General features: G+C 71.8%; 13 protein-coding genes. 4 read left to right on the plus strand and 9 right to left on the minus strand.

The genetic code is table 11. The features are described from left to right. Nucleotides 1-111 precede the first annotated feature (111 nt). Nucleotides 112-1,524 (plus strand): condensation domain-containing protein, encoded by a 1,413-nt coding sequence (locus ACGFIB_RS21565; protein WP_393374342.1) that lies wholly within the window; start codon nt 112-114, stop codon nt 1,522-1,524. Here the strand turns inward: ACGFIB_RS21565 and ACGFIB_RS21570 are convergent. Then, the gene (locus ACGFIB_RS21570; protein WP_393374345.1) at nt 1,484-2,116 is read right to left on the minus strand and encodes a LysE family translocator; all 633 of its coding nucleotides are present in this window, start codon (nt 2,114-2,116) and stop codon (nt 1,484-1,486) included. The genes ACGFIB_RS21565 and ACGFIB_RS21570 overlap by 41 nt on opposite strands. A gap of 104 nt (nt 2,117-2,220) precedes the next feature. On the opposite strand from ACGFIB_RS21570, the gene ACGFIB_RS21575 reads away from it, so the two are divergent. Then, nucleotides 2,221-2,418, plus strand: a complete 198-nt coding sequence (locus tag ACGFIB_RS21575; protein WP_142572245.1) for a hypothetical protein — start codon at nt 2,221-2,223, stop codon at nt 2,416-2,418. 7 nt (nt 2,419-2,425) lie between these two features. On the opposite strand, the gene ACGFIB_RS21580 is transcribed toward ACGFIB_RS21575, so the two are convergent. The 4 genes from ACGFIB_RS21580 to ACGFIB_RS21595 all read right to left on the minus strand — a co-directional run bounded on the left by ACGFIB_RS21580 (nt 2,426) and on the right by ACGFIB_RS21595 (nt 5,286). Beyond that, the gene (locus ACGFIB_RS21580) at nt 2,426-3,280 is read right to left on the minus strand and encodes a sulfotransferase family protein (RefSeq protein WP_142572246.1); all 855 of its coding nucleotides are present in this window, start codon (nt 3,278-3,280) and stop codon (nt 2,426-2,428) included. A gap of 94 nt (nt 3,281-3,374) precedes the next feature. After that, entirely contained in the window at nt 3,375-3,932 is a 558-nt protein-coding gene (locus tag ACGFIB_RS21585) for a hypothetical protein (RefSeq protein WP_393374347.1), read from the minus strand. Between the two features lie 127 nt (nt 3,933-4,059). Then, nucleotides 4,060-4,857, minus strand: a complete 798-nt coding sequence (locus ACGFIB_RS21590; RefSeq protein WP_142572248.1) for an IclR family transcriptional regulator — start codon at nt 4,855-4,857, stop codon at nt 4,060-4,062. 84 nt (nt 4,858-4,941) lie between these two features. Further along, nucleotides 4,942-5,286, minus strand: coding sequence for an ArsR/SmtB family transcription factor (locus tag ACGFIB_RS21595; RefSeq protein WP_393374350.1), 345 nt, complete (start codon nt 5,284-5,286; stop codon nt 4,942-4,944). A gap of 54 nt (nt 5,287-5,340) precedes the next feature. Between ACGFIB_RS21595 and ACGFIB_RS21600 the strand changes: the two genes are divergently transcribed. Beyond that, on the plus strand, nt 5,341-6,105 hold the full coding sequence (locus ACGFIB_RS21600; RefSeq protein ID WP_393374353.1) for an SDR family NAD(P)-dependent oxidoreductase: 765 nt from the start codon (nt 5,341-5,343) through the stop codon (nt 6,103-6,105). 57 nt (nt 6,106-6,162) lie between these two features. On the opposite strand, the gene ACGFIB_RS21605 is transcribed toward ACGFIB_RS21600, so the two are convergent. Genes ACGFIB_RS21605 through ACGFIB_RS21615 form a run of 3 tightly spaced genes read right to left on the minus strand, consistent with a single transcriptional unit; the run spans nt 6,163 to nt 11,083 of the window. Beyond that, nucleotides 6,163-7,494 carry a family 2B encapsulin nanocompartment shell protein gene (locus tag ACGFIB_RS21605; protein ID WP_393374356.1) on the minus strand — a complete coding sequence of 444 codons (1,332 nt, stop codon included), beginning with the start codon at nt 7,492-7,494 and terminating at the stop codon, nt 6,163-6,165. Next, a complete protein-coding gene (locus tag ACGFIB_RS21610) occupies nt 7,491-9,710 on the minus strand; it encodes a terpene synthase family protein (protein ID WP_393374358.1) in 2,220 nt (739 codons plus the stop codon). Before ACGFIB_RS21610 ends, ACGFIB_RS21605 begins: the two co-directional genes overlap by 4 nt. Then, the gene (locus ACGFIB_RS21615; RefSeq protein WP_357245211.1) at nt 9,710-11,083 is read right to left on the minus strand and encodes a family 2B encapsulin nanocompartment shell protein; all 1,374 of its coding nucleotides are present in this window, start codon (nt 11,081-11,083) and stop codon (nt 9,710-9,712) included. The genes ACGFIB_RS21610 and ACGFIB_RS21615 overlap by 1 nt, the downstream gene beginning before the upstream one ends. Nucleotides 11,084-11,223: 140 nt before the next feature. Here ACGFIB_RS21615 and ACGFIB_RS21620 point away from each other — a divergent pair, with 140 nt between their 5' ends. Further along, entirely contained in the window at nt 11,224-11,400 is a 177-nt protein-coding gene (locus ACGFIB_RS21620; protein ID WP_393374361.1) for a hypothetical protein, read from the plus strand. A 63-nt stretch (nt 11,401-11,463) separates the two neighbouring features. Here ACGFIB_RS21620 and ACGFIB_RS21625 read toward each other — a convergent pair whose 3' ends face one another. Then, nucleotides 11,464-12,576, minus strand: a complete 1,113-nt coding sequence (locus ACGFIB_RS21625; protein ID WP_393374364.1) for a polyprenyl synthetase family protein — start codon at nt 12,574-12,576, stop codon at nt 11,464-11,466. Between the last annotated feature and the right edge of the window lie 42 nt (nt 12,577-12,618).

A 12,618-nucleotide genomic window follows, 5' to 3' on the forward strand; every position in this document is an offset into this window, starting at 1 on the left:
CAACTGGCATGTCCGTGTCGATCATGGAGTGGGCATCGTGTCGAAACTTTTCGGTGACAGCATAGAGACCGGCCGCGGCGGCGAGCCGGCCTTCCAGGGGATGACGGGCTCATGGTGACGGTGGCGTTCAGCGGCACGCGGGAGGGCCAGGCACCGCTGACCTGGGGACAGCGGCTGATGTGGCGGGCGGTCCACCTGATGGGCGACAGCCAGACCTTCCTGAGCTGTCCATGGGTGCTCCCGGTGTACGGCAGGCGTGACCTCGGCAGCGTCCTGGACGCGCTGCGCGTGCTGCTCGAACGCCACGAGAGCCTGCGTACGACCTTCGCTCTCACCCCGGAGGGGCCGGTGCAGCGGGTCGGCCGCGGCGGCGAGCTCACCGTCGACCTGGTCGACGCGGGACAGGACCGGGCGCTGCGGGTCGCCGAGCGGCTCGCGGGCGAGCTGGGCCGGACGCCCTTCGCCCACGACCGGGACCTGCCCCTGCGCTGCGCCGTCGTCGTCAAGAACGGCCGCCCGATGGCGCTGGCGATCGCCTTCTCCCACCTGGCGGTGGACTTCCAGGCGCTGAACACGCTGTCGGAGGAGTGGAAGGTACTGCTGCGGGGCGAGGGACTGCCGCCCGCCGAGTGGCAGCCGATGGACCAGGCGGCCGCGGAGCGCGAGGAGCCGTACCCCGCCCGTTCGGCCAAGTCCGTCCGATACTGGCACTCCGTGCTGGCCGAGGGGCCGCTCGACGTGTTCGACCATCCGCCGCGTGAGGCGGACGACCCGCGGTTCATCGAGGTCGGCATGGAGTCGGTGGCGCTCGCCATCGCGGCGCAACGGCTGGCCGAGCGCTGGACGATGAGCACGACCAGCGTGCTGCTCGCCGCCTGCGCCACGGTGCTCACCGTCGTGAGCGGCCGTCCGCGTGCGGTCATGCAGCTCGTGCACAGCAACCGCCGCGACGCGCGCGTCCGCGCGATGGTCGCCACCGTGGAGCAGGACGGCCTGTTCGTGCTCGACCTGCCCGCCACGGACTTCGCCGCCGTCTGCCGGGCCGCGCAACGCGGGGCGCTCAGGGCATACCGCAACGCGCACTACGACCCCTTCGAGATGCAGGCGATGCGGGAGGAGATCGGCCGCCGCCGCGGCCGGGAGCCGGATCTCGACGCGTTCTTCAACGACAGGCGGACCGTCGGCACCTGGCCCGGCCTGCCTCCCGTCGGCCCCGACGAGGACGTGGCCCGCCTCACCGAAAACACCACGACGTACGTCACGAACGCCTGGCCGGGTGTCCGGTTCAAGGCGTTCTTCACGGTCGTCTCGGCCCCCGACACCGGGAAGCTCAGCCTCATCGTGGACACCGCCTACCTGCCCTCCGGCACCGCCGAGGCGATGCTGCGCGGCGTCGAGAACCTACTGGTCCGCGCCCTCACCGAGGAGGTGCCGATCGCCGCCGTCCCCGAGGTGTGCGGGATCGGCCCCTACGATGAGCGGCTCAGGACTGCTGGGTCGCCAGGCGCAGACCGAAGCCGATGACGACGAGGCCGGTCAGCCGGTCCAGGGCGCGCCCGACCGGCGGCCTGCGCAGCCACCCGCGCACCATCCCGGTGAACCCGATGAGCACGGCGCTCCAGACCAGCGCCTCGCACACGTGGACGCCCGCCAGCAGCACGCCCATCACCGCGTGCGGCACGCCCCGGGGCATGAACTGCGGCAGCACCGCGACGTAGAACGCGCCCACCTTCGGATTGAGCAGGTTGGTCAGCAGGCCCCGCCGGAACGCCCGTCCCCATCCGGCCTCCGGCGGGCCGGGCGGCGCCGCGTCGTCCGCCTGGCTCGTGCGGCTGTGCCAGAGCATTCTGGCGCCCATCCAGATCAGGTACGCGACGCCCGCCCACCGCAGCACCTCGTACGCCACCTGGGAGGCGGTGAGGAGAGCGGACAGGCCGGCGGCCGTGAGCATCCCCCACGACAGGGTGCCGCCCTGGATGCCGAGCACCACGGCCCAGGCCGATCTCCGGCCGGCGAGCAGCGACGTACGCAGGATCAGCGCCGTGTCCAGGCCCGGCGTGAGCGTGAGCAGCGCCACGATGGCGGCGAACGAGGCGAGCGCACCATAGACGTCCACGGGCGGTCACGGTAGCCCACGCCCCTGCACAACCGACACCCACCCGATCGCCGTGGATTATCGCGGCAGGCCAGGAAAGCCATCGGCGGCTTAGCATCGAAGGCATGGACGAACCGCAGCCGGTCACGCTCCCCAACGGCCGCAATCTGAAATGCGACACGTGCGAGAACGAGCTGTTCGAGCCACGCCGGTGGAAACTCCAGACCACGGGCATGACGTTCATGAATCTCGACTGGGCCAACCGCGACGCCACCTGCTTCGTGTGCAGCAGTTGCCGCCGTATTCACTGGTTCCACTGGTGATCGGAGATCAGAGGTAGCCCCAGGCGGCGGCGATCTCTCGCAGGGCCCCGGGCACCTCCTCCGGGGCGGGGAGCGGACGGCCCGGCTGGACCCGCCCGCTGCGGATCTTGTCGCGCCAGTCGCCGATGCCCTTCACGAAGTCGCCGTGGTCCTTGTCGCCGTACCGGACCATTCCGGGCTCGTACTCCACGCCCAGCCAGGCGCACAGCCGGCGCAGCTCGCCTTCCGTGTCGTCGACGAGCCGCTCGTATCGGACGTCGATCCCGTCGTGACGGCGCCTGGCATCCTCCAGGTGGCGCATGTACTGCAGCGTGTGCCGCACGGCCTCGTCCATGGGCCGGGCCCGCGGGTCGGCCTCGTGCCACGACCGGGCGATCGACGCGGGGTGGCGCAGGAGGAAGACGAATCGAGCATCCGGCCAGCACGTCGTGATGCGGCGGCAGGCGAAGACGTTGCTGGGCGTCTTGTCCACGATGACCTCCTTTCCGCTCCTGACCAGCTCCCGATGCAGCAGTCGGTCCCACAGGATGTGCTCGATGTCGCTCGTGCGGTGACCGGCCGCCTCCATGGCCTGCCGTACGGGATCGGTGGTGAGGGTGACGGCGATTCGCCGGACGTGCAGTTCGTGCGGTGCGTGGATCCTGCTGTGGCTGTTCAGCAGCACACGCAGGAGCGTGGAGCCGGACCTGACCGGTGAGAGCACGAAAACGGGCGCGCGCAGCAGGCGGTCGGCGGCGGGATCGGCGGGCGGGCGTGGCTCGTCTCGCGGCTCCGCGGCCGGTACGGCCCGTGGCCTGGCTCGTGTGATGACGTAACCGGTCATCCCCTCGACGGCGGCGTTGACCCTGCTCTTCCATGCCATGGCCGCGACCGTAGGCAGGCGTGGTGGCCTCGCGGTTAACGGAGGCTGGGGATTTCCGAAGTCGAGGCGGCCGAACCGGATGCGCAGGTCACGGTCACGCGGGCGACAGGACCAGGACCGCATAGCCGGGCGCCACGCTCGCCAGCCGCAGGCGGATGTCGCCGATCCTGCCGGGCCGTCCCGGGGCCAGCGTCAGCCCGCCCTGCGTCCGGCAGCGGCCGTTGACGCAGTCCTGGCTGACGCCGGTGTTCATGCCCTCGACGCGGAAGGCACCCGCGCCCGCCTTGAAGCGCAGCCGCAGCTCGCCCTGGTCGAGCGAGACGATCGTGATCGCGTCGAGGCCGGTCTTCCGGTCGAGCCGCAACCGATCCCCCGGGCGCACCGCCACCTCGCAGGCGGCGTTCCGGCACGCCTCCGGATGGTCAGCGGCCGAGACGGCCGACGGGCCGGGTGAGGGTGAGGCGGGAACCGCGGTGGACACGGGATCGCCCGGGGACACCAGACCGCCCGGGGACGCCGGGCCGTCCGTGGCCACGGGCCGCGGCCGCATCTGCGGCTCCGGGGTTCCGCACGCCGTGAGCAGCACGATCACCGGTAGGGCGACGAGGCCGGCCCAGCCGATCAAGCGGGACGCGTACGGTCCTCGACGCATGACTCTCCCCGAGACCACGACGACTCCGCCGGTTCCTGACACCGGCGGGCGGAGCGCCCCAGGCCCAGGCCGCTCGACGCGTTCGAGCCTTCCCCGAGCCCGGCGGCCCCAATCCCCGAAACGGGGATCACATGAGGAGGGCGCCGGTGATCTGGTGCGCGGTCCTGCGCACGGCCGCGCCCATACGCGGCAGCGCCGCCGCCCCCACCGGCGCGGCGACCGCGACGGCCATGCACACGCCGCCGTCCGGGCCGAAGACGGGCGCGGCGGCGCAGCACACCCCCTCGGCGAACTCCTGCCGCGCGTACCCCACGCCCTCGCCGCGGATGGCCGCGAGCTCGCGTTCCAGCGCGGCCGGTCTGGTCACCGTACGGCCGGTCATCCGCCGCAGGGCCGGGGCGGCGAGGAACGCGGCGCGCAGGCCCGCGTCGTAGGCGAGCAGCACCTTGCCCGTGGCCGTGCAGTGCAGCGGCGCCCGGTCGACGCCGTCCGACGGCGACGTGACCCGGTTGTGGCCGTACAGCCGCTCGACGTACGCGACCTCGAACTCGTCCCGCACGGCCAGGTTGACCGTCTGCCGGGTGGCCTCGTACAGCTGGAGCAGATGCGGCAGGACCACCCTGCGGGAGCCCGGCAGGCGACGGCCCTGGACCGCCCAGCCGCGCGGAGGCACGAGGTCGGCGAGGCGTCCGCCGACCGTGTAGTCGCCGCCCGTGCGCGTGACCAGGCCCCGCCGCTGCAGGCTCCCGAGCAGGCGATGCGTGGTGGTCTTGGAGAACCCGGTGGACCGGTGCACCTGGGTCAGGTTCATCGGCCTCATGCCGGCGGCGAGACACAGGAGGATTTCCATCCCGCGTTCCAGGCTGCCCAGGGCGGAGGCCGCCTCCGCCCGGCGGGCGCGATCCAACGGTACGAACAACCTCACCCCGCGACGCTCGTGAATCACATCTTGATCGGCCAGCGGTCACCTTAGCCGTGCAGCACGGCGCATGAGGGGCGAACGCGGTTGCTACGCCGAGGCCGCGAGCTCGACCTGGCGGCCCACCCCGTCGCATTCGGCCGCGGCCAGCACGGGAGCGAGCAGCCCGGGGAACCGGGTCTCCAGGTCGTCGCGGCGCAGCACGACGAAGCAGCGGGTGCCCTCCTGACGCGTGCGGGTGATCCCGGCATCGCGCAGAACCTTGAGGTGATGACTGAGCGTCGACTTGGCGACCGGGGCCCGCAGCTCTCCCCATCCACGCTCCCGCCCGTCGGCCAGCAACCGGACCAGACCCACCCGGATCGGGTCACTGAGCGCCGCCATGACCGCGGTGAGGGAAATCTCGTCCAGTTGGGGGTGGTGCGCCTGCTTCATGCACTGATGGTAGCTTGTTCGATGTTTGCCGAACATCGAACAATGGGAGTCGCGTTGACCGGACAGCCAACCGGCCGCTTCGCCGGCCGGATCGTCGTCGTCACCGGTGCGGGCTCGGGCATCGGGCGCGCCACCGCCCTCGCCTTCGCGGAGGCCGGCGCCCAGGTCCTCGGGGTCGGCCGCCGCGCCCAGGCCCTTGAGGAGACCGCCCGGCAGCACCCGCGCATCGCCGCACTCGCCGCCGACGTCCGTGTCGCGGGCTCGCCCGAGACGATCGTGCGTACGGCCGTCGACCGCTGGGGCCGGTTGGACGTGCTGGTCAACAACGCCGGCGCGACCACGGTCATGCCGCTGGCCGAGACGACGGCGGCGCGCGTCACCGACCTGTTCGACCTCAACGTCACCGCGCCCAGCCTGCTCGCCCGGGCGGCGCTGCCCCACCTGCGCGAAACGGGCGGATCGATCGTCAACATCTCGAGCACCTTCGGCCACCGGCCGCTGCCCGGCGCGGCGCACTACGCCGCGTCGAAAGCCGCGATCGAGCAGCTCACCCGCAGCTGGGCGGTGGAACTCGCCGGAGACGGGATCCGGGTCAACGCCCTGGCCCCCGGGCCGACCGAGAGTGAGGCGCTCACCGCCGCCGGTCTTCCCGAGGCCGTCGTCGAGCAGACCAAGCAGGACGAGGCCCGCCGCATCCCCCTCGGCAGGCGTGGCGAGCCCCGCGAGGTGGCCGAGTGGATCCTCCACCTCGCCGACCCCGCCGCGACCTGGCTCACCGGCCAGGTCCTCACCCTCGACGGCGGTCTTGAGCTCACCTGATCCGGGGAACCGCCTCCGGCCGGTGCGCTCGAAGAGCACCCCGGCCGGAGGCGCACCTCAGTTCACCTCGACGCTTTCCAGGATGCCGAGGGCGTCGGGGACCAGGACGGCCGCCGAGTAGTAGGTGGTCACCAGGTAGGAGAGGATCGCCTTTTCGTCGACGCTCATGAAGCGCACCGACAGACCGGGCTCGTACTCGTCCGGCAGCCCCGTGCGGCGCAGCCCGACGACGCCCTGTTTGTCCGCCCCGGTGCGCATCACCAGGATCGAGCTGAGCCCTCCCTCGCTGATCGGGATCTTGTCGCAGGGCAGTATCGGCACGCCCCGCCAGGCCATGACCGTCGCCCCGTTCACCTCGGTGACGTCCGGATACACGCGGCGCCGCGTGCACTGCCGTCCGAAGGCGGCGATGGCCCGGGGATGGGCGAGGAAGTAGTGCGAGCTGCGCCGGCGGGCGAGCAGCTCGTCGAGGTCGTCGGGGGTGGGCGGGCCCGAACGGGTGTGCAGGCGCTGCTTGAGATCGGCGTTGTGCAGCAGACCGAAGTCGCGGTTGTTGACCAGCTCGTGCTCCTGACGCTCCCGCAACGCCTCGATCGTCAGCCGCAACTGCTGCTCGGTCTGGTTCATCGGCTCGTTGTACAGATCCGCCACCCGCGAGTGCACCCGCAAAATCGTCTGCGCCACACTCAGCTCGTACTCACGCGGACCCAGCTCGTAGTCCACGAACGTCCCCGGCAGCGTCGCCTCACCCACATGCCCCGCCGCCAGAGCGATCTCCGCCTCGCCGTACCGGTTCACCGGCCGCGCCTCGGCGGGACGGCCGAGATGCTCGCGCAGGCCGCCGGCCAGCGCGGTCAGATTGTCCAGCGCCGACCGGTCGAGGACGAGAACGATGCAGGAGGTGACCGCCTTGGCGGGCGGGGCCCCCGGGCCGGTGAGGTCCCCCAGGTGGTCTCCGTCGGCGAGGACCTGGAGCAGGGCCTCACCGCCGTACGCGCCCGCGCCGACGCGTGCGACCTTGCCGTGGGCGACGAGCACCACCTGTCCGGGTGGCACCGGCTCGCCCGGACTCAGGTCGTGCTGGACGAACCGGTCGGCCAGCGCCCGGAGCGTGTCCAGGTCGCCGTAGTCGTGCAGGGACGGCAGTTCGCACAGCTCGGCCGGGATGACCCGCACCCGCGCCCCGGTGGAGACGAAGCTCACCCGCCCGTCCCCCACCGTGCAGGTGAGCCGGCGGTTGACCCGGTAGACGCCGCCCTGGACCTCCGTCCACGGGAGCACCCGCAGCAGGTGCCGGGGAGTGATCTCCCGCATCTGCGGCGGCGTCTTGGTGGTCGTCGCCAGGTTCCGCGCGGCGGCCGTGCTCAGGGTCAGGCGCGACTCGGTCATGGCGCCCCCACCGGCAGCGCGTGAGCCGACAGCGACCCGTGAGCCAGGGAAGCCGGTGAAGCCGGCGGAGCCAGGGAAAGAACGCGTGCGGTGGCCGTGCCGAGGCCCGTCGGGCCCTGGGACCACCGGGCCGCCGGACCCCTGCGCAGCTCCTCCTCGAAGTAGCGCCGGGACCGCTGGTGCCAGCGCAGGATCGCCGCCATCCAGTTGCGCAGGTCGGCCACGTATCCCCCGACCGACTCCCGCACGGCCTCCCCCACCTCGATGCGGTCGAGCAGGGCGGGCAGGTCGACGGTGGTGATGTGCTCGAACTGCCTCATCCGGCTGGTCATGAGCGCGTCCACCACGGTCACCGCCTCGCCCGGCGCGCAGTCGAGGAAGGTGCCCAGCACCACGACGCCGTTGTGCAGCTCACCCTCGAACTGGGTCTCCTTCTGGTAGGAGAACAGGTCGTTCAGCAGGCACGCGTAGTCCTGCGCGGCGTCGGTCATGCCGAGGAACTCGCGGGTCCGGTGGATCTCGTCGGGGATGACCCGGCCCGGCGCCAGCCTGGCCAGGCTCATCGTCATCTGCGAGCCGAACGTCCTGCGCCGCATCTCGATGTAGTCGACCGGATCGGGCACACGGTTCTGGGCCTGGTTGGCCAGCTCCCACACCCAGCTGTCGATCATTTCCTCGACCGCGACGCGGAAGGCCTGGCGGGAGCCCTCCGGCAGCGGCCCGGCGGTGCGCCGCCACAGGTCGGCCAGCCCGCGCTCCAGCCCCGTCATCGGGGTCAGGCGCGGGACGAGGTCCAGCGGCATGAACTCCTTGAGCCGCCGGTTGCCGAGCTTCGCGCCGACCAGGTCGCGCGCCGCCCCGTAGACCCGGGGATAGTAGTCGTCGCCGTACGTCCCCCAGGCCAGCCAGTTGGTGGCCAGGATCAGTTCGTCGGCCGTGGCGTCCGGGTTGATGCCGGACGCGCACAGGGCGAGGTCGAAGCCGACGAGTTGCGGTTCGTTCCACACGGCGGTCGCCGGGATGCCGGGGACCCCGTCGAAGAAGCCCATCTCGGCACACCATTCGACGTCCGCCGCTCGCGCCGCGTCCAGGTGCGGGTTGTCGCGCACCTCGAACGGCATGTACGGCTGCGGCAGCCGCACCGCGGCCTCGGTGAAGGGCCGATGGGTGTGGTTGCGCAGGCCGCCCGCGCCCGTGAGGTGGGCGCGGGCCACGTTCATCCCGAAGAACCCGGCCTGTCCCGCGGTCTTGGTGTAGCGGCTGGAGGCGGTGTGCCAGGCGTGTCCGCCCGCCTGCCAGTCCTGCAGTCCCTTGACGTAGCTCAGGACCAGCGCCTGCTCGGGCGGCAGCACCCCTTCGTCGGCGAACAGCGCCGGAAGCTCGGTCAGCGCGGTGTGCTCGAACTGGTGCAGCCGGGAGGTGAGCAGGTCATTGGTGATCTCCACGGCGCGCTCGGTGTCGCAGCCGAAGAAACGCTCGCTGACCAGCACACAGTTGGACAGCTCGCCCTCCCGCAACACCTCCCGTTCGTAGGAGAACAGGTCGTTGCGCAGGTGCACGGCGTCGGCGAACGACTCCGTCAGCACCCGGATCGGCCGGGAGTCCGCCAGCCGCGCGGGCAGCTCCGCGCCGGCCGCGTGCTCCACCAGCGCGGCCGACCACGGGGCGCCGCCGACCTTCCTGCGTTCCTCGATGTACTCGATCGGGTTGGAGACGGCCTCGCGCTCGATGTGGAACAGCTCCCACATCGACTCCTGAAGGAGGTCGCGGGTGACCCGGACGAACCGGCGCCGCCACGCCTGCGACATGGCCGGCACGGTGCGGGGCCACAGATCGGCCAGGCCCCGCTCCACCGGGTTCGTCGGCTCGGGCGGGTCGTCCGCCATGAACGCGTCGAGCCGGTCCAGGTAGTCCTGGGCGCCGTCCAGGTCCCTGCTGCGTTTGAAGGTCTCCAGGAAGTGGTCGTCGAAGTAGAAGACCCACACGTACCAGTCCGTGACGAGGTCCAGTTCGGTGGCGGAGCAGTCGGGATGGGTGTAGGCGCACATCAGGCCGTAGTCCATCGCGTCGAGCGACTCCCCGGTCCAGATGTCCGGGTCGTCGAGCATGCCCATGTCCGCCGCCCACCCCCGCGTGTGCGCCCGGGCGGTCTCCACGTGCGGGTTCAGCCGGGGCGGATAGGGGAGGTAGAAGTCCGGCAGCCGGTAGGAGGACATCACAGGACCTCGACGCTCTCCAGGACGCCGAGGGCGTCGGGGACCAGGACGGCCGCCGAATAGTAGGTGGTCACCAGGTAGGAGAGGATCGCCTTTTCGTCGATGCTCATGAAGCGCACCGACAGACCGGGCTCGTACTCGTCCACCAGTCCGGTGCGGCGCAGGCCGACGACGCCCTGGTCCTTCTCCCCCAGGCGCATGACCATGATCGAGCTGATGCCCTTGTCGTTCACCGGGATCTTGTTGCACGGCAGCATCGGCACCCCGCGCCAGGCCGGGGCCTTCTGACCGTTGAACTCCACGGTCTGGGGGTAGATGCCCCGGGCGTTGCACTGGCGGGCGAAGGCCGCGATCGCCTTGGGGTGGGCGAACATGACGTTCGGGTTCTTCCAGACCGTGGCGAGCAGCTCGTCGAGGTCGTCGGGGGTGGGCGGGCCCGAACGGGTGTGCAGGCGCTGCTTGAGATCGGCGTTGTGCAGCAGACCGAAGTCGCGGTTGTTGACCAGCTCGTGCTCCTGACGCTCCCGCAACGCCTCGATCGTCAGCCGCAACTGCTGCTCGGTCTGGTTCATCGGCTCGTTGTACAGATCCGCCACCCGCGAGTGCACCCGCAAAATCGTCTGCGCCACACTCAGCTCGTACTCACGCGGACCCAGCTCGTAGTCCACGAACGTCCCCGGCAGCGTCGCCTCACCCACATGCCCCGCCGCCAGAGCGATCTCCGCCTCGCCGAACCGGTTCACCGGCCGGTCCGGGTCCTCCCGATAGGCCTGCACGTGCTCGCGCAGGCCGTCCGACAGCGTGAGCAGCCGTTCGAACTCCTCCCTGCCGAGGGCGAGCACCGTGCACGCCGTCACCGCCTTGACCGTCCACTCCCACCGCGCGTCCGCGTTCACCAGCATGTGCTCGCCGACGTACTCGCCGTCGGCCAGCACCCCGAGCCGCGTCTCGTTGCCGTACTCCCCCTCGCCGAGCCTGTCGACCTTGCCGTGGGCCAGGAGCAGGACCTCGTCCATCGGGGTGCCGGCCCGCTCGATGACCTGGCCGGCCTCGTACTCCCGCTGGGTGAACAGGTCGGCCATGGCGGCGAGCACGTCGGCGTCGGCGAAGCCGCGCAGGGCGGGCAGCTCGCACAGCTCGGCGGAGATGACCCGCACGTCCGCCCCGGTCGAGACGAACGTCAGCCGCCCGTCGGCCATCTGGTAGGTCAGCCGCCGGTTGACCCGGTAGGCGCCGCCCACCGCCTCGACCCAGGGCAGCACGCGCAGCAGATGACGGGAGGTGATCTCCTGCATCTGCGGCGGCGTCTTGGTCGTCGTGGCCAGGTTGCGCGCGGCCCTGGTGCTGAGGCTCAACCGGTTGTCGGTCGGCATCGTGTTTTCGGTCACGGCACATCACCCCATCTGTGATCGGCACGGCGGCCGGTTGTTCGGTGACTGGACACGCTCGTCGCCGAGCGGCGGAGGGGGAAGGAAAGATCAGAGTCGTACCGGCCCGCACAGGGCCGCGCCGCGTGCACCGGCGGCATCGCCCGCGCCGCCTGCGCCACAGGCACGGGCTGCGCCGCATCCCCCAGGCGCCCGTACGGCGGATGCCCGTACGGCGGGTGCCCGAACGGCCGCGTGCGGAGGCCGCCGGAGCGTTCTGGTGGCGGGCGTTCCGGTGGCGGGCGTTCCCGTGGCGGGCGTGAGGAGACAGGCGGGCGTTCCGGTGGCGGGCTTGCGGAGACAGGCGGGCGTACCGATCGCGCGCCTCACCGGACGCGGCGGGTGAGCCGCTCCGTGAGCACCGCGAGCGCCCGCGCCGCCTCCGGGGCGATCGCGCAGTCGCGCAGCGCGTCGAGCGCCTGCACGGCCCGCAGGGCGATGAGGCCCTCGACCTCGCCGAGGGCTCCGGTGTCCACGATGATCTGCCTGAGCTCGGCCGCCCGCCGTTCGTCCAGGTCGGGGGCACCGTGCCAGGTCCGAAGCCGGTCCCGTTCCGGTCCTCGCGCCCGCGCGAACGCGTACGCCATGAGCACGGTCCGCTTTCCCTCACGCAGGTCGTCGAGCACCGGCTTGCCGGTGACGGCGGGGTCACCGAAGACACCGAGGACGTCGTCGCGCAGCTGGAACGCCTCCCCGAGCGGCAGGCCGAACCGGGAGTACGCATCCAGCAGGGCGGGCGGGGCCCCGGCGAGCGCCGCGCCGATCTGCAGCGGGCGCTCCACCGTGTATCGGGCCGTCTTGTAGCGGATCACCGTCAGTGCCCGTTCGACGTCCGCGTCCTCGCGGGCGTGCGCCAGGATGTCGAGATACTGCCCGGTGACGACCTCCGTGCGCATCCGGTTGAACAGCTCGCGCGCCGCCCGCCCCCGCGAGTCGGCGGCGACGGCGTCCGCGAGCAGCTCGTCCGCCCACGCCTGCGCGAGCACTCCGAGCAGGATGGCGGCGGACTGGCCGAAGGTCTCCGCGCCCGTCCAGCGCGGGGCCCCGGCGAGCCCCCGGTGGATGGTGGGGCGCCCGCGGCGCAGCTCGCTGCCGTCCATGACGTCGTCGTGGATCAGCAGACCGGCGTGGTAGAGCTCCAGCGCCGCGCCGGTGATGACGGCCCGCTCCTCGTGCGGCTCCTCGCCGCCCGCGCCCCGCCAGCCCCAGTAGCACAGCAGCGGCCGGATGCGCTTGCCCCCCTCGACGACGAACTCGCGCAGCAGCCGGTAGCCCTCGGCGACGTCCGGATCTCCGACCGGGGGGCGCCGGGCGTCGAGGAAGCCGGCCAGCAGCTCGTCGACCCGTCCCCGGACGGCGCTCGTGACGGCGGCGATTCCGCCGTCATCACCGATGCCGGTGGTCCCCTTGATGGACGTGTCCACGGTGTCCGCGGTCATGCTCGGCCTCCTCGCTCGGCGAGCCGGTATCCCTTGCGGAAA

This window comes from Microbispora bryophytorum (genome assembly GCF_043197435.1).
Taxonomy (GTDB): domain Bacteria; phylum Actinomycetota; class Actinomycetes; order Streptosporangiales; family Streptosporangiaceae; genus Microbispora; species Microbispora bryophytorum.

Excerpts from the sequence above, each read along its gene's own strand:
- ACGFIB_RS21580 (WP_142572246.1), bottom strand. The coding sequence starts at position 3,280 with ATGGCATGGAAGAGCAGGGTCAACGCCGCCGTCGAGGGGATGACCGGT.
- ACGFIB_RS21605 (WP_393374356.1), bottom strand. The coding sequence starts at position 7,494 with ATGACCGAGTCGCGCCTGACCCTGAGCACGGCCGCCGCGCGGAACCTG.
- ACGFIB_RS21625 (WP_393374364.1), bottom strand. The coding sequence starts at position 12,576 with ATGACCGCGGACACCGTGGACACGTCCATCAAGGGGACCACCGGCATC.
- ACGFIB_RS21575 (WP_142572245.1), top strand. The coding sequence starts at position 2,221 with ATGGACGAACCGCAGCCGGTCACGCTCCCCAACGGCCGCAATCTGAAA.
- ACGFIB_RS21585 (WP_393374347.1), bottom strand. The coding sequence starts at position 3,932 with ATGCGTCGAGGACCGTACGCGTCCCGCTTGATCGGCTGGGCCGGCCTC.
- ACGFIB_RS21610 (WP_393374358.1), bottom strand. The coding sequence starts at position 9,710 with ATGTCCTCCTACCGGCTGCCGGACTTCTACCTCCCCTATCCGCCCCGG.
- ACGFIB_RS21595 (WP_393374350.1), bottom strand. The coding sequence starts at position 5,286 with ATGAAGCAGGCGCACCACCCCCAACTGGACGAGATTTCCCTCACCGCG.
- ACGFIB_RS21565 (WP_393374342.1), top strand. The coding sequence starts at position 112 with ATGGTGACGGTGGCGTTCAGCGGCACGCGGGAGGGCCAGGCACCGCTG.
- ACGFIB_RS21615 (WP_357245211.1), bottom strand. The coding sequence starts at position 11,083 with ATGCCGACCGACAACCGGTTGAGCCTCAGCACCAGGGCCGCGCGCAAC.